The organism is Kribbella sp. NPDC055071 (assembly GCF_053608045.1).
On the sequence record NZ_JBSGUS010000002.1, the window covers coordinates 539,372 to 555,749 of the forward strand.

General features: G+C 67.9%; 12 protein-coding genes. 6 read left to right on the top strand and 6 right to left on the bottom strand.

From position 1 onward, the window contains the following. Nucleotides 1–9: 9 nt before the first annotated feature. Complete coding sequence (locus tag ACWF4Z_RS05910) at nt 10–1,089, bottom strand: LacI family DNA-binding transcriptional regulator (RefSeq protein ID WP_452241804.1); 1,080 nt, start codon at nt 1,087–1,089, stop codon at nt 10–12. 133 nt (nt 1,090–1,222) lie between these two features. Here ACWF4Z_RS05910 and ACWF4Z_RS05915 point away from each other — a divergent pair, with 133 nt between their 5' ends. Beyond that, the gene (locus ACWF4Z_RS05915) at nt 1,223–2,776 is read left to right on the top strand and encodes an alpha/beta fold hydrolase (RefSeq protein WP_452241805.1); all 1,554 of its coding nucleotides are present in this window, start codon (nt 1,223–1,225) and stop codon (nt 2,774–2,776) included. Here the strand turns inward: ACWF4Z_RS05915 and ACWF4Z_RS05920 are convergent. From ACWF4Z_RS05920 to ACWF4Z_RS05930, 3 genes are read right to left on the bottom strand one after another with little or no spacing between them, the layout of a single operon-like run. Continuing rightward, nucleotides 2,759–5,734, bottom strand: a complete 2,976-nt coding sequence (locus ACWF4Z_RS05920; protein WP_452241806.1) for a tetratricopeptide repeat protein — start codon at nt 5,732–5,734, stop codon at nt 2,759–2,761. The two genes, ACWF4Z_RS05915 and ACWF4Z_RS05920, sit on opposite strands and share 18 nt — an antisense overlap. Nucleotides 5,735–5,778: 44 nt before the next feature. Next, nucleotides 5,779–6,204: a nitroreductase family deazaflavin-dependent oxidoreductase gene (locus ACWF4Z_RS05925; RefSeq protein WP_452241807.1), complete on the bottom strand. Its 426-nt coding sequence runs from the start codon at nt 6,202–6,204 to the stop codon at nt 5,779–5,781. A 24-nt stretch (nt 6,205–6,228) separates the two neighbouring features. Then, the gene (locus ACWF4Z_RS05930) at nt 6,229–6,756 is read right to left on the bottom strand and encodes a hypothetical protein (RefSeq protein ID WP_452241808.1); all 528 of its coding nucleotides are present in this window, start codon (nt 6,754–6,756) and stop codon (nt 6,229–6,231) included. Nucleotides 6,757–6,899: 143 nt separating this feature from the next. Here ACWF4Z_RS05930 and ACWF4Z_RS05935 point away from each other — a divergent pair, with 143 nt between their 5' ends. The 4 genes from ACWF4Z_RS05935 (at nt 6,900) to ACWF4Z_RS05950 (ending at nt 12,811) form a co-directional block, all read left to right on the top strand. After that, nucleotides 6,900–7,697 (top strand): endonuclease/exonuclease/phosphatase family protein, encoded by a 798-nt coding sequence (locus ACWF4Z_RS05935; RefSeq protein WP_452241809.1) that lies wholly within the window; start codon nt 6,900–6,902, stop codon nt 7,695–7,697. A 165-nt stretch (nt 7,698–7,862) separates the two neighbouring features. Next, nucleotides 7,863–8,249, top strand: a complete 387-nt coding sequence (locus ACWF4Z_RS05940) for a hypothetical protein (RefSeq protein ID WP_452241810.1) — start codon at nt 7,863–7,865, stop codon at nt 8,247–8,249. A gap of 51 nt (nt 8,250–8,300) precedes the next feature. Then, complete coding sequence (locus ACWF4Z_RS05945; RefSeq protein WP_452241811.1) at nt 8,301–8,702, top strand: nuclear transport factor 2 family protein; 402 nt, start codon at nt 8,301–8,303, stop codon at nt 8,700–8,702. A 134-nt stretch (nt 8,703–8,836) separates the two neighbouring features. Continuing rightward, nucleotides 8,837–12,811: an ExeM/NucH family extracellular endonuclease gene (locus ACWF4Z_RS05950; RefSeq protein ID WP_452241812.1), complete on the top strand. Its 3,975-nt coding sequence runs from the start codon at nt 8,837–8,839 to the stop codon at nt 12,809–12,811. Between the two features lie 55 nt (nt 12,812–12,866). Here ACWF4Z_RS05950 and ACWF4Z_RS05955 read toward each other — a convergent pair whose 3' ends face one another. Continuing rightward, nucleotides 12,867–13,616: a FadR/GntR family transcriptional regulator gene (locus ACWF4Z_RS05955; protein ID WP_452241813.1), complete on the bottom strand. Its 750-nt coding sequence runs from the start codon at nt 13,614–13,616 to the stop codon at nt 12,867–12,869. Next, on the bottom strand, nt 13,613–14,932 hold the full coding sequence (locus ACWF4Z_RS05960) for an L-fuconate dehydratase (RefSeq protein ID WP_452241814.1): 1,320 nt from the start codon (nt 14,930–14,932) through the stop codon (nt 13,613–13,615). Before ACWF4Z_RS05960 ends, ACWF4Z_RS05955 begins: the two co-directional genes overlap by 4 nt. Before the next feature lie 153 nt (nt 14,933–15,085). On the opposite strand from ACWF4Z_RS05960, the gene ACWF4Z_RS05965 reads away from it, so the two are divergent. After that, a complete protein-coding gene (locus tag ACWF4Z_RS05965) occupies nt 15,086–16,297 on the top strand; it encodes a serine/threonine-protein kinase (RefSeq protein ID WP_452241815.1) in 1,212 nt (403 codons plus the stop codon). Nucleotides 16,298–16,378 lie beyond the last annotated feature (81 nt).

Genomic DNA, 16,378 nt, shown 5'->3' on the forward strand with positions numbered 1-16,378 from the left:
CGGTGGGTGTTACGAGGGGGTGGTCGTGGTGCCTAGGCCGTGGGTGACGAGGTGGGTGGGGATGACTACGCGGCGGCGGCGGCCGGTTGCGCCGTCGATTCTGCGGAAGAGCAGTTCGGCGCCGCGCCGTCCGATCGCGCGGGCGTCGAAGCTCACCAGAGTGACGGGTCGGGGCATCAGGGGCGCGGCCTCGAAGTCGTCGAAGCCCACGACGTCCAGGTCGGCGTCGGTTCCCATCAATGCCTCGATCACGCCCATGGTGATCCGGTTGTTGCCGCAGTAGACGGCTGTCGGTGGATCCGGAGCCGCCAGCAGTTCCAGTACGGCGGCACCCGCGGCCGCGGGATCGTGCACGTCATCGCGAACCATGCCTGGATCAACCGGCCGACCGGCACTGGCAAGCTCCACCTGGGCAGTCTCCAGGCGGATCCGCATGGTGGCGATCTCGGGTGAGTCCATCAGTACGCCGATCCGCCGATGGCCGCGACTCAGTACGTACTCGATCGCTTGCTGCGTACCGCCCTTGTCGTCGATGACGACCGCGTCGGACTTGAGCCCCTTGGCCTGGCGATCCAGGCAGACGACATGAGTGCCCAGGGCAACTTCCTGCTGCAGGTACGAATGGTCGCTGCTGGTCGGAACGATCAACAGCCCGTTGACCCGGCGTTCGCACATCGCCATCAGCAGTTGCTCTTCCCGCTGCGGATCCTCCTCCGAGCTTGCCGTGAAGAGCAGCGTGTTGTGTTCAAGTGCGACATCTGCCGCACCTGCGGCGATCGCCGAGTAGAACGGATTCGCCAGATCTTCGATCAGCAGGCCGACGCTGGTCCCCAGCTGGGCCGATCGCAGCGCGTGTGCCGTCCGGTTGCGTTGATAGCCCGTCGTCGCGATCGCGGCCAGGACCCGGTTCCGCAGTTCCGGGTCGACCGTCACCACCTGGTTCACGACCCGCGAGACCGTCATCAGGCTCACGTCCGCGACCCGTGCGACATCGGCAACCGTCGGCCGGCGCTGCGTCGGCCGACCGAAGTCGTCCCGCCGGCCAGTCACCATCTCGAGCACGTCAATCGTCGTCCGGACACGAGCCACACGCCATCAACTCTAACCAAGCCACTACACCGTCGCGTGTGAGGTCGGCGAAGTCGCATTGATGGCGGATTGAAGTCGGACCCACCTAGCGTCCCCGGCATCCGAGGGTTCTACGCAAGGAGGGCGGGTCTCGATGAGAAGACTTACTGCGCTCAGGGTGCTGACCGCCGCGGCTGTCGTCGCGGCCGGGCTCACCTCGCTGGGTGCCGCTGCGCCGGCGCGGGCAGAGTCCATCGCCTGGCAGGTATGCGACGATCCCGGCCTGAAGGATGCCGGCGCCCAGTGCGCGTTGGTGCCGGTGCCACTGGACTATGCGAACCCGGCCGGCCCGAAGATCAAGATTGCCATCTCGCGGATCAAACACACCGTGCCCGATGCGCAGGCCCAGGGCGTCATGCTGATCAACCCGGGTGGCCCCGGGGCCTCGGGGCTCGGGCTGTCCACGTGGGGACAGTTGGTACCGAACGGCGCCGGTGGCTACTACGACTGGATCGGGTTCGATCCACGGGGTGTCGGATCGTCGCAGCCGGCCCTGTCCTGCGACCCGAACTTCTTCGGCTTCAACCGTCCGACCTATCTCCCGGTGCGGTCGTCCATCGTGGACCAGTGGACCAGCCGCACCAAGGGCTACGCCGATGCCTGCACGGCGAACGGGCCGATCCTCCAGCACATGACCACGATCGAGAACGCCAAGGACCTCGACAGCCTCCGGATCGCGCTCGGGGTCGAGAAGATCAACTATTACGGCTTCTCCTACGGCACCTACCTCGGCCAGGTCTACAGCACCCTGTTCCCGGCCCACGTACGGCGAATGGTCCTGGACAGCAACGTCGATCCGCGCAACGTCTTCTACCAGGCCAATCTCAACCAGGACGTCGCCTTCAACACGATCATCAAGATCTGGTTCGGCTGGCTGGCCGACTACGACAACGTCTACCACCTCGGCACCACTGAGAAGGCGGTCGAGAAACTCTTCTACCAGACCGAGGCCAAGCTGACGCTGCATCCGGCCGACGGCAAGATCGGCGGCGACGAGTGGGTCGACATCTTCCTGCCCACGGGTTACAAGCACGCGTCGTGGACGCTCCTCGGTGATGCCTTCGCTCGCTACGTGCACACCAACGACGTGGCCAACCTCGAGGACCTGTATCTGCTCATCGACGGCCTCGGGAACGACAACTCGTACGCCGTGTACAGCGCCGTCCAGTGCACCGACGCGCCGTGGCCGCAGCAGTGGTCGACCTGGGCGCGCGACAACTGGGCGACCTTTGCCAAGGCGCCGTTCGAGACCTGGGCGAATGCCTGGTACAACCTGCCGTGCCGATCCTGGCCTGCGCCCGCCCACGCCCCGCTGCAGGTCGACGGGAGCAAGGTGAGCAGCGCTTTGCTGATCGACCAGACCTTGGACGGACCGACGCCGTTCGAGGGCAGCCTCGAGGTCCGCAGACGGTATCCGCATGCCAGCCTGATCGCGTTGCCCGGTGGCACCGAGCACGGCAGTTCGCTGTCTGGTGACGCGTGTCTGGACAACCAGGTCGCGGCCTACCTGGCCAACGGAACCTTGCCGCCGCGCAAGTCCGGTGACCGCGCCGACACGACCTGCGCGCCGCTACCGCTGCCGGTCCCGGAGGCCGCTACCGCCGCCGCTAAGGCACCGGCCCGGTCGGCGCTACAGGTTGCCCGGTAGGTGATCGGGGGTTCGGGCCACGGCCCGAACCCCTCGTGCGCAGTCGGCGAGAAGCGTCTGGACCTGCTCGGCATCGGCGGTCGACACCTGTTCGAAGAGCACCAAGGCGTGCTTCCAGCGGTCGCATGCCTCGTCGATCCGACCGAGCTCGTGCAACGTCGCGCCGAGTTCGCGCAGTGTCTCTGCCTGGCCGTGCAGGTCGCCCAACTGCCGGCGGATGGCGAGGCTGTCGCGCAGTCGCGCCAGCGCATCGTCATGATGCCCCTGACGTCGTTGTACGACACCGATGTCGGTCAGGCAGAAGGCTTCGCCGTCGCCGTCGCCGAGTTCCCCGAAGATCGCCAGGGCGTCCTCTTGGGCGGTCAGGGCCAGGTCGTAGCGCTCCTGCCGGCTGTAGAGCGCACCGAGGTTGCTCAGCGCCGTGGCTTGGCTCCGGCGGTCACCGAGCTCGCGGCTGATCGCGAGGCTTTCCTGCAGTGCTGTCAGCGCTTCCTCGTAGCGCTCCTGCCGCTGATAGATGTCGCCCAGATTGGCCAGGCCACCTGCCGCTCCACGCGGATCCTCGATGCGCCCGGAGATCGCGAGGCTCTCCTCCAGGCAAGCAAGCGCCTCGCCGTACTGGCGCTGCCACTGGTACACGAGGCCGAGGTTGACCAGAGTGGCGGCCTGACCTGGTAGGTCGCCGAGAGTGCGTCGGATGGTGAGGCTTTCCGCCAGACTGGCGACCGCTTCGTCGTACTTCGCGAGTCGCCAGCTCCGTACGCCGAGATCGTTGTGGACCTGTGCCTGACCGGCAAGATCGCCCCGCTCCCGCGCCATCCCAAGTGCGGCCTGGTTGACCTGCACCCAGTCCGAGAAGTCCCCACGCAGCAAGAAGAAGCCATAGAGCATGTGCGCCAGATGCACCGCCAGCTCCTCCGCGTCGGCAGAGCCGGAGGCTGCGGCTTGTTGAACGGCGGCCACCAGATTGATGCGCTCGGTGTCCAGCCACTCGAGGGCCGCCAGGTCGTCGGCGAAATCCAGACCACCGGTACCACCGCCGGCGATTCGCGCGAGGCGGTAGTCGCCGGGGCGCAGCAACCGAAGGGTTTGCCAGGTCGTCGCCAGATAGAACGTCAGGACCCGTACCAACGCGGCCGATCGCACCTGCTCCGGCTCCTGCTCGGCGAGCTCGCGGGCGTAGAGCCGTAGGAGATCGTGCAGGCGGTACCGGCCCGGCGACTGCGTTTCCAGCAGCTGAATGTCCACCAACCGTTCGAGCACGCGCTCGGCGGCGGCATCCGGCTCATCCAGCAGCTTTGCCGCGACCGGAATTCCGAGCTCGGGGCCGTCGAACGCACCGAGCAGGCCGAAGGACCTGGCCGCGGCCCGATCGAGCGGATCCATGCTGTTGCGTGCCTGCTCGGTCGACACGGCAAAGCTGGCGCGGGCGCCGGCCTCGCCGATCTCCAGTTCGTCCAGCCGCCGGCCCGCATCGGCGAGGCGCTCGGCCAGCGTGTCGACGAGCCAGGTCGGCCGGGTCGCCAGGCGCGCACCCGCGATCCGGAGAGCCAACGGCAGCGACGCACACCACCGGATCACCTCGGCGGCCGCCTGCGGCTCCGCGGCGATCCGCTCGGCCCCGGCCAGGCGGCCGAGCAGCTCGATTGCCTCTGTCGGCGCAAGTGCGTCAAGACGCAGCTGTTGCGCGCCTTCGATGCCGGTGAGGACAGGGCGACTCGTCACCAGGACCCCGCAGCCAGGCCCGGCCGGCAACAGTGGATTGACCTGTGCGGCGTTGGCCGCGTTGTCCAGCACGACCAGCAGCCGCCGATCGGCCACCAACGAACGGAACAGCCCGCCGGCCTCGTCTGGATCGGCCGGGATGGCAGCCGCCCCCACGCCGAGAGCCCGCAGGAACCGGCCCAGCACTTCCAGCGGCGCCAGCGGTTGCAGACCCGCGGTGGCACCCTGCAGATCCACATAGAGCTGTCCGTCGGTGAAGCGATCCGCGAACCGGTGTGCCGTGTGGATCGCGAGCGCCGACTTGCCGATGCCTGCCGCACCCGCGATCGCGCAGATCGGCACCGACCGCCGCGACGGATCCTGGCCGCGGTCGAGCCTCGCTTCCAGCCACAGCAGATCCGCGGCGCGGCCGGTGAACCCGCCGATGTCGGCAGGGAGCTGTCGGGGCACGAGGCGCCGAGGGACGGTCCGATCGTCCGGCGCGGCAGGCGTCCGGCCGGCGAGCAGGTCGGCGTGAACCGCCTGGAGTTCGGGACCCGGATCCGTGCCGAGCTCATCGGCGAGCAACGAACGAATTGCGTCGTACGACGCCAACGCCTCGGCATGCCGCCCGGACCGGGCCAGAACCACGAGTCGCCTGACCCACAACGATTCCCGTAGCGGATGGCGGCTCGTCAGCTCGACGAGGTCGGCAACCAGGTCGAGTTCGTGACCGTCGGCGAGATCGAGATCGATCCGTCGTTCGACCCCGGCCAGGTACCGCTCGACCAGTCGTGGCGCCACAGCAGTCACCAGCCAGGCCGAGCCGGTGTCCTCGAACGGCGTACCGCGCCACAGAGCCAACGCTTCGGTCAGCAGCTGTCTCTCCGCAGGCATGTCCTGCGCAGCCTGGTCGAGCAACTGCGTGAGCCGCAAGGCGTCGACCTGATCCGGCCCTGCGTGCAGCACGTATCCCGCCTGCTTGGTGCTGATCATTTCGGCGCCGAGCTCGGCCCGAAGCCGCGCCACATAGAGCTGTACGGCGTTGCGGGGGTCGGCGGGCAGGTCACTGTCCCACATGGCCGTCGCCAGTCGTTCGACCGAGACACGCTCGCCGGCCGACATCGCCAGTACGGCGAGCAGGGTCCGTTGACGATCACCGGTGACGACGATCTGGCGACCCTCGGCGAACACCCGCATCGGTCCCAACAGCTCGACCTTCAGCCCGGGCCCGACCGCCTCGCCGTACGTCACAGCATCACGATACGGCCGGGGGGTTCACGAAGCAGTTGTGCCAGTTAGTCGGGTAAGGCCGGGAGCAGCACGACCAGTGGGATGTTCCGAGCTGTGTGTGCTTGATGGCTGCTGACGGACGGGTAGCGTGCGATGACCTCCGCCCACAGCTGGTCGCGATCCTGGCCGACCGGCTCGGTTGCGCGGACCGGAAGGGTGTCGGTGCCGATCTCAACGGTAGCGACGGGGTGGGCTCGTAGGTTGTGCAACCAGGCGGGATTGCCTGCCGCTCCGCCGTTCGACGCGACGACCACCAAGCGGCCGCCGGCATGCCGCGAGTACACCAGCGGGGTAACTCGCGGAGCGCCACTGCGGGCGCCGGTGTGGTGTAGCAGCAACACCGGCGTATCTGCGAGCGGACCGGTGAGGCGACCGCCGTTCGCACGGAACTCGGCGATCGCCTGATCGTTGCGCGACGCGGGTTCGGCCACGAGATAACGTTACCTCTCCTGGCATCAGGTGTCGTCAGCAGCTTTCTGGCTGGTGTTCATCTCCAGGCGGCGGAGGGATGGGACGAGGAGAGGTAGCAGGAGGGCGACGGCCACTAGTGCGCCGCCGGTGGTGGCGACAGTGGTGATGCCGAAGGCGGCGGCCAGGAGTGGGGCCGAGAGCTGGCCGAGGGGGATGGATACGAAGGATCCGAATTCGTCCCAGGCGCCGACCCGGGAGAGGAGGCGTTCGGGGATGTTGAGATGGCAGACGGTCGACCACACGACGGTGAAGAATTCGGCGGCCAGTCCTGCGGCGAAGGCTGCTGTGGCAAGCCAGCTGGTGTTCGCGCCGGTGCCGAGCAGGATGAGTGGAGCGGCCGCGAGGGTCATCAGGGACATGGCCCAGATCATGGGTCGGTGGACGGTGAGTTTGACCATGACGACGGTGGCCAGGAGTGAGCCGACCGCGCGGGCGCTGAGGGCCAGCCCCCAGCCCTGCGCGCCGATGGTGTCGAGGGCGATGACCGGTCCGAGGATCTGCCAGATTCCCATGTACGCGGCGTTGAGAACGGCGAAAGCCAGTGTGACCGACCAGATCCATGGTTTGGAGCTGAAGTAGAGCTCTAGGCTGGGTAACGCTAACTCGCTGCGGGGGTGGAGAGGAGGACGTGACGGTGGATCATCAGGTTCGCGTGATGACGTGGAACGTGTGGTGGCGGTTCGGTCCGGGCTGGCGAGAACGACAGCCGGGCATCTTGGCGACCATCGAGCAGTTCACGCCCGATCTGGTCGGCCTGCAGGAGGTGTGGAACGCCGATGGGCGCAGCCAGGCCGATGAGTTGGCAGAGTCGCTGGGATTCCACGCGGCGTTCGCGGCACCGTCGTACCCGGCACCACCGAATCCGCCGACTGTGCAGGATCACGCGGGCGTCGAGCTCGGGGTGGCACTGCTCAGCAGGTGGCCGATCCTGCGCCAGCAGGCGGTGCTGATGCCGGCTCGCCACCGATCCTGGGATCCCGTGATCCTGAGCGCTGTGGTCGAACATCCGGCCGGGCCTCTGCCGATCCAGGTGGCATGTCTTGAGCACGCCACCACCTACAGCGACGACCGTCAAGCCCAGGCCGCGCTGCTGGCCGATCTGGCCACGGACCCTTCGACCGACGGCCCATGCCCTGTGTTGGCTGTGGGAGATCTCAATGCGGCCGCCGGGAGCGCCGTGCTCAGGCCGCTCACCGATGTGTTGACCGATGCCTGGATCGCCGGCGGCGGGGCGTACGACGCCATCACGTTGCCGTCGACGCATCCCTCGGCACCACTGGAAGCCGGGCCGGAGTTGGTGGATCAGCGGATCGACCACGTGTTCTTCCGGCCGGGGCACGAGGATCAACTGGTGGACGTCGAGTCGGTGGCGATCGCCGGCGCGGCGGTCGACGGGACGTTTCCGTCGGACCACCGCGCCGTGATCTGCGACCTCCGCTGGCACGACCGCTGACGACCGCGGCTGCCCCTGATAGTTGCTGGAAGCAATGGTCCTGCGGTTGAGCGCGGCCGGCTTCGGCTGTTGCGCGTAGGCGCAAAGGTTCGGGGGAGTTGAACTTCTGAGGCTTTCACCTCGTGTTGATCGAGTGTGAACAGCGTGAAGGGAAAGGGGAGTTCGATGGGCGGCAAAGCATTCTTGGCACTCGGGCTGGTCGTTGCTTCGGGTGTGGTCAATGGTTCGGCGTACGCCGCAGGTGTGGATACCACGCCGCCGTCGGTGCCCGCCAACGTCCACCAGGTGGGGCCGGACCAGTCGTGGAGCAAGTCGTCGGTGGCGTGGTCGGCGTCGACGGACAACAGCGGAGCCGTGTCGTTCTACTGGGTGCGGAACGTGAGCAACGGCGTCAGGACAAAGCCAAGGGCCACCTCAGCGCCGGTCGTGAACCTGCTGTCCCCGTTCTGCGAGGTCCCGGTCGGCACAGTCATCACGGTGACAGTCCAAGCCGTCGACGCCGCAGGCAACGTCTCCGCCCCGAGCACCCCGATCACCATCAAGATCAACTGAGCTTGACCTACCTGCGTGCCAAGGACTGGCCGCTAACGGGATAGTGGGCCCATGGGTTCGGTGGAGGAGCAGGTGGTGGCGGCTGCGCTGCGGCGGGCGGCAGCATTGGCTGCGGGTGATGTGGGCGAGTTGCGGGCTTGCCTGCATCCGGAGTTTTGGTGGACTTCGCACCGTGGCGCCGGGTTCGACCGGGAGGCGTACATAGCGTCGAACACCGGTGGATCACTGCGGTGGAGTGCACAGAGCCTGGCCGACGTAGCGGTAGTTGTCGTAGGCAACGTGGCCGTCCTGCGCTGTGTCGTCACCGATCGGGTCGATGTCGGACAGGGAACCGAGGAGTTTCGGATGCCGATGACACAGACCTGGATTCGTTCGGACGACCGGTGGCTCTGCCTGGCCGGCCACGCCGGTCCGCGGATGACGATAGCTGCAACATCAGTGTTGCAAGTCTGAGTCGCTCGGATCTGGTGAGGTGCTGCCGGGAGGCTGGTTGGTGAACGTCTGTTGGCGGGTCTTCCTTCGGCCGGAGTGGGTGTGTAGCATCCGAGCGTTTCGTCGGTGGGGTTCTTGGGCGGGGGGAGATCGCTGTGCGCCCGAAAGTACGCCGGTTGCTGACCGGTGCCGTTGTGGGTTCAGTCATCGTTTCTGGTCTGGTGGTGCAACCAGCCGCGCAGGCTGCGGGTTTCGCCGCGGGCAACATCGTGGTCACTCGGGTAGGGGATGGTGGCAGCGCGCTGTCCAGCGCCGCTGCTCCGGTGTTCCTCGACGAGTACACGCCGGCGGGCACGCTGGTGCAGTCGACTCCGTTGCCGACCTCGGCGGCCGGTGCGAACCGCCGGCTCACCGTGAGTGGTTCGGCGACGTCTGAGGGCGCGCTGGCGCTGTCGGCCGACGGGCGGTATCTCACGCTCGCCGGGTACGACGCCGACCAGGGGACGGCCTCCGTCGCGGCGTCCTCGACCAGCACAGTCAGCCGCGTCGTGGCCAGGGTGGACGGCAGCGGTGCCGTGGACACCTCGACCGCGATCACTGACGCCTTCAGCGGAACGAATGTGCGTGGCGCGGTAACCGCCGACGGCAGCCGGTTCTGGACGGTCGGGGCGAGCGGAGGCGTACGGCTGGTTCCTCTGGGCAGCTCGGGCACCACGACACAGATCAACAGCGCCGCGCCGACCAACCTGCGGGCGGCTGGGATCTTCGGCGGACAGCTGTCGGTGACCACGGGCAGCGCACCCACCGGTGTGTACGCGGTCGGGAGCGGGCTGCCGGTGACCGGCGCCCAAACGACGGCTCTCACCGTGCCGGCAGCGAGCCCGTACGGATTCGTAGCGCTGGACAGCGATCCGGCCGTGCCGGGAGACGACACCCTGTACGTCGCTGACGATTCGGCCAGCCCGAACGGCGGAATTCTCAAGTTCTCCTTCGACGGCACCGCCTGGACCGCACGCGGCTCGTTCCGTCCCGCCGCCAGCGGGGTGCGCGGCCTCACCGGCTCACTGTCTCCGACCGGCGTGACCCTCTTCGCGACCACCACCGGCAATGCAGTGGTCAAGGTGGACGACACGGCTGCGTACAGCGCGCCGATCAGCGCAACCGCGACGACGCTGTTCACAGCGGCCGCGAACACTGCGATACGCGGGGTTGCGTTCGCACCGACCGGTGGCGGGGGTACGACGGCGCCGGCGATCACCACCCAGCCGCAGGACGCGACGATCACCGCCGGCGGCACGGCGACCCTGACCGTCGCCGCATCCGGCACAGGACCCCTTACCTACCAGTGGTTCCAGGGCACCGCGCCGGACACCGCCAACCCGGTCGGCTCGGACGCTTCGTTCACCACGCCGGCGCTGAGCGCGACTACGTCGTACTGGGCGCGGGTCACCGGTCCGGGTGGGCAGGCAGACAGCAGGACCGCAACGGTCACCGTCGGTACCCCGTGCTCGGGGACAACGGCGAGTATCGGATCTGTCGAGGGGACCACCGATATCAGTCCGGTCGCCGGGCAGACGGTGACCGTCCGCGGCACCGTGGTCGGTGACTACGAGGGTGCGCAGCCCGCCCTGCGTGGCTTCTACCTTCAGGACGCCGGTGATGGTGATCCGGCGACCTCGGACGGGATCTTCGTCTTCGACAACGGCGCCAACCTGGTGTCCCTCGGGGACACCGTGCAGGTGACCGGTCCGGTCTCGGAGTTCCAGGGCCAGACGCAGGTCACCGCGTCGACGACCAACGTCGCCGTCTGCGGGACCAGCACCGTGGCGCCGACCGACGTGACGCTGCCGAGGGCGAGCGCCACGGATCTCGAGCCGTACGAAGGCATGCTCGTGCGCTTCCACCAGACGCTGACTGTCACCGAGCACTTCCAGCTCGGCCGGTTCGGTCAGGTCGTGGTGTCCTCCGGCGGGCGCCTGCGGCAGCCGACGGCGGACATCCGGGCCACCGACCAGGCGGCCGTGCAAGCCGCGCAGCACGCGAACGACTTGAACCAGTTGATCATCGACGACGCCACCCAGGCGCAGAACCCGGATCCCATCGTGTTCGGGCGCGGCGGGCAGCCATTGTCGGCGAGCAACACGCTGCGCGGCGGCGACACCGTCACCGATCCGGTCGGTGTGCTCAGCTACACCTGGGCCGGCAACTCGGCCAGCGGCAACGCGTACCGGCTGCGCCCGATCGGATCCCTTTCCGGCACAGCGACGTTCGAAGCGGTCAACGAGCGGCCGACCGCGCCGCCGAACGTCGGCACGGCCGGGATCCGGGTCGCCAGCGCGAACCTGCTGAACTTCTTCAACACGTTCACCGGCTGCCACCTCGGCACACTGGGTGATACGACCGACTGCCGAGGCGCCACCGACACCACCGAGTACCAGCGCCAGTTGGCCAAGGAGGTCGCATCGCTGCGCTTCCTCGGCGCGGACGTCATCGGCTACATGGAGATGGAGAACGACGGGTACGGCGCGGACAGCGCGGTGCAGGCGCTCGTGAACGCGCTGAACGCCGTTGACGGTCCGGGCACCTGGGCGTTCATCAATCCCGACGCGGCGACCGGGGTCACGGATGTGGCCGGCACCGACGCGATCAAGGCCGGGCTGCTCTACAAGACGGCCGCGGTGACGCCGGTTGCCGGCGACACGTTCGTCGACCAGAACCCGCTGTACGAGCGGCGCCCGATAGCGCAGACCTTCCAGACCCCGGCCGGTGCGAAGTTCACCGTCATTGCGAACCACTTCAAGTCCAAGGGGTCCTGTCCCACCTCGGGTCCGGACACCGACCAGCTCGACGGGCAGAGCTGCTGGAACGCCCACCGTACGGCGCAAGCCCAGGAGCTGGCATCGTGGATCGGCAGCACGGTCGTGCCGGGCGCGGGTGACCCCGACGTACTGATCGTCGGAGACCTCAACTCCTACGCCGGCGAGGACCCGATCGCCGCCCTCGAGGCGGCCGGGTACGTCAACGAGGTCAAGGCGTTCCACGGCCAGGACGCGTACTCCTACGTGTTCGACGGGCAGTGGGGTTACCTCGACTACGTGATGGCGTCGGGATCGCTCGCGGCGCAGGTGAGTGGTGCCGGCGACGCGCACCACAACGCGGATGAGCCGTCGGTGCTGGACTACAACACCGACTTCAAGACACCTGGCCAGGTAGCGTCGCTGTACGCCCCGGATCGCTTCCGTACCAGTGATCACGACCCGGTTCTGGTCGGGCTCAACGTCGACGTGCCCCCGACGATTACCGGTACTCCGCCCGCGGGCGTGGTCGGTTCGCCGTACGCCTTCACGTTCACCGCGACCGGCACCGTGAGCCTGGCGTCGGGGACCCTGCCGCCCGGCCTGAACCTGGGATCGGACGGTCAGCTCAGCGGTATGCCCACGGATGCCGGCACCTTCGCGTTCACCGTGCGAGCCACCAACGCGGCCGGCTCGGCGAACCTGGCCGTCACGATGACTGTGACGCCCGCCGCGACCACGACAACGGTCACGTCGTCGGCCAACCCGGCCACGATCGGCGCCCCGATCACCTTCACCGCAACGGTTTCCGGTGCACCGACCGGTGGCACCGTGTCGTTCACGGTGGACGGTACGGCGCTCGGATCCCCGGTGCCGGTGGTGAACGGCGTCGCGACCAGCCAGCCGATCAGCACGCTCGGGGTCGGGGCGCACGCGGTGACCGCGAGCTTCTCCGGTACGTCGTCGTACCAGCCAAGCACCGGCTCACTGAGCCAGCTCGTCCGGTACGGCATCCGCGTACTCTCGCCGACCGCAGGCAGCAGCGCGAAGGCCGGATCCCTGGTCCCGATCAGGTTCCAGCTCGTCGACGCCGCGGGTCATCCGATCCCTGACCTCACCGCGCTCGTGCTCCTGGTCAACGGAAGGGTCACGGTCTCGGCCGGCGGCGCCCAGTCCCTGCCGCAAACCATCCCGCTCTACAACCCGCTCGACCACACGTTCTTCCTGCTCTGGAAGACGGCCCCACGGCACCCGGGTGCGGTCACCGTCAGCATCACGGTCACCTACCCCAAGGCCCCGACCCAGGTAACGACGGTCCCCATCACCTTGAAATAGCGTGAAGCAGCCCAGGCCACCCAGGTGGCCTGGGCTGCCGGCTGATCCCCACGTCTCAGTTCGTGGTCGAGTCCACCGTGTTTCGTTCGAGGAGATAGTCCTCGACGGTGAACAAGTGGGCAGCCATGCGGATCCGGGCGCGGTCGGGATCGTGGCCGGTGAGCGCGGCGAGGATCGAGAGGTGGTCGCGGTGGGCGGTCTCGTCGGCGCCGGGCTGTGAGATGGATCGACGCAGCCGGTCGCGCATCGTGCGTCCGCCCAGGGCATCGATGAGCGCGCCGAGCACCGGGTTGCCGGCCGCCTCGGCGATGATGCGATGGAAGGCGATGTCGTTCTCGATCACGGTTTCGTGATTCGGCTGCTCGAGGGCCAGCTCGGTCGCGTTGTGGCTCAACAGCTCCTGAGCCGCCACCAGGGCGTCCGCGTCGATCTGCTGCGCCGCCAGCGCGGCGGCCTCGACCTCCAGGATCCGGCGGACGACGTGGAGATGGTGAGGTCCGCTCCCGTGGTGCAGATCCACCACGAATCCCATCGGAGCCAGCAGCATGGTCGAATCCAGCGCGGTGACGTACGTTCCGGCGCCCTGACGCGTCTCGAGTACCCCGATCATCGACAGCGCCCGGACGCCCTCGCGCAGTGCGTTGCGGGACACGCCGAAGGCGGCGGCGAGCTCCTTCTCGACGGGTAGGCGCTCGCCCGGGTGGAGGCGTCCGTCGACGATCATCTGCCGGACACCTTCCACCACGATGTCGGTCTGCGATCCTCCAGGCGGCCGAGTCCGCGCGGTGGCTGCGCTCGAACTCATCGGACCGGTTCCCCGGTGGTCCGCGCGGCCCAGTAGCCGCCGTCGGGGAACGTGAAGATCTCGAGCGATTCCCTGTGCATTTCGGCACTGTAGCCGGGCGCGTCCGGAAGCACGTACGCGCCATCGCGGACCACACACGGCTCGACGAAGTGCTCGTGCAGGTGATCGACGTACTCGGTGACGCGGCGGTCGAGGCTGCCGGACACCGCGATGTAGTCGAAGATCGCGAGATGTTGCACCAGTTCGCACAGGCCGACACCGCCTGCGTGCGGACAGACCGGTACGTCGAACCACGCGGCGAGCAGGTAGACCGCGAGTACCTCGTTGACGCTGCCGAGGCGGGCGGCGTCGAGCTGGCAGTAGTCGATGGCGCCGGCCTGGAACAGCTGTTTGAACAGCACCCGGTTCATGCCGTGCTCGCCGGTGGCGACACCGATGGGGGCGACGGCCTTGCGGATCGCCGCGTGCCCGAGGATGTCGTCGGGGCTGGTGGGCTCCTCGATCCACAGCGGCTCGAACTCGGCCAGCGCCTTCACCCATTCGATCGCTTGTGGGACCTCCCAGACCTGGTTCGCGTCGATCATCAGGTGACCGTCCGGACCGAGCACCTCGCGGGCGATGCCGCAGCGCCGGAGGTCGTCGTCGAGGTTGGCGCCGACCTTGAGCTTGACGTGTTTGTAGCCTGAGGCAACGGCCTCCTCGCAGAGTCGGCGCAGCTTGGCGTCCGAGTACCCGAGCCAGCCCGCGGAGGTGGTGTAGCAGGGATAGCCAGTTGTCTGGAGTTGCGCAGTTCGTTGCTTGCGGCCCGTTTCTTGGCGCGCCAGCAGAGTGAAGGCCTGGTCCGGGGTGAGTACGTCGCCGAGGTAGCGCAGATCGGCCGCATCGACCAGCTGTTCGGGGGACATCTCGGACAGCAGTCGCCACAGCGGTACGCCGGCTCGCCGGGCCGCGAGGTCCCACACCGCGTTCATCACCGCCGCCAGCGCGAGATGGATGATGCCCTTGTCCGGGCCCAGCCAGCGCAACTGGCTGTCCGACTGCAGTTCCCGGTAGGTGCCGCCGAGGTCCTCGCACAGTTCGTCCACGTCGCGGCCGATCAGCGGTTCGGCCCGCTGCGTCGCCGCGGCGACGCACAGATCGTTGCCGCGGCCGATCGTGAACGTGAAGCCGTGCCCGGACAGCGCCGGCGCGTCGGTGTGCAGGACGACGTACGCCGCGGAGTGGTCGCCGTCCTTGTTCATCGCGTCCGAGCCGTCGTGGGTCAACGAGGTCGGGAAGCGGACGTCGACGACCTCCACCGAGGTGATCCGTGGCATTGCGCCTCACTCTGCACAGATAGATGGGATCTTTCACGAACATCTCTGTCGATTAGCAGGAATTATGCGGCACCTGGCGTCCAATTCATAGGATCAATACTAGGCTGAAGTTCGGCGCCGTCGTCTTGGTTTGCTTGCGGGTACCTAGTGGCGATGAGGCGAGTTGGGGAAGTGATCGCGGGCCGGTACCAAGTCGTTGCTCCCATTGGCCGTGGCGGGATGGGAGAGGTCTACCGGGCGACGGATCTGGTGCTGAGCCGTGACGTCGCCGTCAAGGTCTTGCTGCCGATCCCGGAGACGCTTGCCGCGAGAGAACGCTTCCTACGCGAAGCGCGTGCGAGTGCCCGGCTGCGCCATCCCCACGTGGTGGCGGCCTACGACTTCGGTCGGTACGGCGCGGCCTGCTTCCTGGCGATGGAGCTGGTCCAAGGCCGGACACTGGGTCAGGAGCTCAAGCGCGTCGGTCCACTTCCGGCGGACCGTGCCGAGCAACTGATCAGGCAGGCGGCCGCGGGGCTGGCCGCCGCGCACGCGCAGGGTCTCGTCCACCGCGACATCAAGCCCGACAACCTTCTCCTGACCGGCGACGGCTGCGTGAAGGTCGCCGACTTCGGCATCGTCCGGTTCCTCGACGATGCCACCACGACCATGACCGCGGGCGGACAGATCATCGGCACCAGTCACTACCTCTCGCCGGAGCGCGTGCTCGGACAGCCCGCGGAGCCGGCGTCCGATGTCTATGCGCTCGGCTGCGTGCTCTATCAGCTGGTCACCGGACGTCCGCCCTTTGTCTCGGACAACCCTGCGTCCGTGATGTTTCAGCACGTCCAGCGCGAACCGACGCCACCCCGGAAGCTGCAGCCGGAGCTGCCCGCCGAGATCGAGGCGCTGACACTGTGGATGCTCAGCAAAGGCCCCGAGGAACGGCCGACCGCGGCTGAGGTCGCAAGCGGTGTGCGGCCGTCTGTCGTCACGAGGGCCGAAGCCGACCTGACGACCACGGCGGTCTTGCCTGGACGGCGGAAAGTCCTGAGGCCGGTGCTCCTCGGAGTTGCCGCTCTCGCAGTGTGCGCGACGTTCGGCGTCCTCTCCGGAGCGACCGACCTACAGCTCCCCGCCACCTCCGATCTCAGCCCGTCGGACGTCCAACGCACCACGCCGCCGACCGTTCCGCCTTCGTCGAAACCGCCAACGCCGACAGTTGCCCGGACTGTCGTCCGCACGACGACTTCCAGGCCCTCCGCGGCGCCTACGGCCACCGCGAAGCCATCGGCCTCGCGACCAGCGCCGACGAAGCCCCAGCCAGGCAAGCCGGCGAAACCCGACAAGCATGGCCCCTCAAAGCCGAAGAAGCCCAAGCCCTGAAGGCCCGCCGGCCCGACCAGTTCGAGCCGGACGAACGAACGATGGTGATCTTGCCCAGGACGGGTCGCCCGGTGCCGGATG

Coding starts and splice junctions, on each gene's coding strand:
- ACWF4Z_RS05915 (WP_452241805.1), top strand. CDS start 1,223: ATGAGAAGACTTACTGCGCTCAGGGTGCTGACCGCCGCGGCTGTCGTC.
- ACWF4Z_RS05930 (WP_452241808.1), bottom strand. CDS start 6,756: ATGGGAATCTGGCAGATCCTCGGACCGGTCATCGCCCTCGACACCATC.
- ACWF4Z_RS05935 (WP_452241809.1), top strand. CDS start 6,900: ATGACGTGGAACGTGTGGTGGCGGTTCGGTCCGGGCTGGCGAGAACGA.
- ACWF4Z_RS05940 (WP_452241810.1), top strand. CDS start 7,863: ATGGGCGGCAAAGCATTCTTGGCACTCGGGCTGGTCGTTGCTTCGGGT.
- ACWF4Z_RS05945 (WP_452241811.1), top strand. CDS start 8,301: ATGGGTTCGGTGGAGGAGCAGGTGGTGGCGGCTGCGCTGCGGCGGGCG.
- ACWF4Z_RS05955 (WP_452241813.1), bottom strand. CDS start 13,616: ATGAGTTCGAGCGCAGCCACCGCGCGGACTCGGCCGCCTGGAGGATCG.
- ACWF4Z_RS05960 (WP_452241814.1), bottom strand. CDS start 14,932: ATGCCACGGATCACCTCGGTGGAGGTCGTCGACGTCCGCTTCCCGACC.
- ACWF4Z_RS05965 (WP_452241815.1), top strand. CDS start 15,086: ATGAGGCGAGTTGGGGAAGTGATCGCGGGCCGGTACCAAGTCGTTGCT.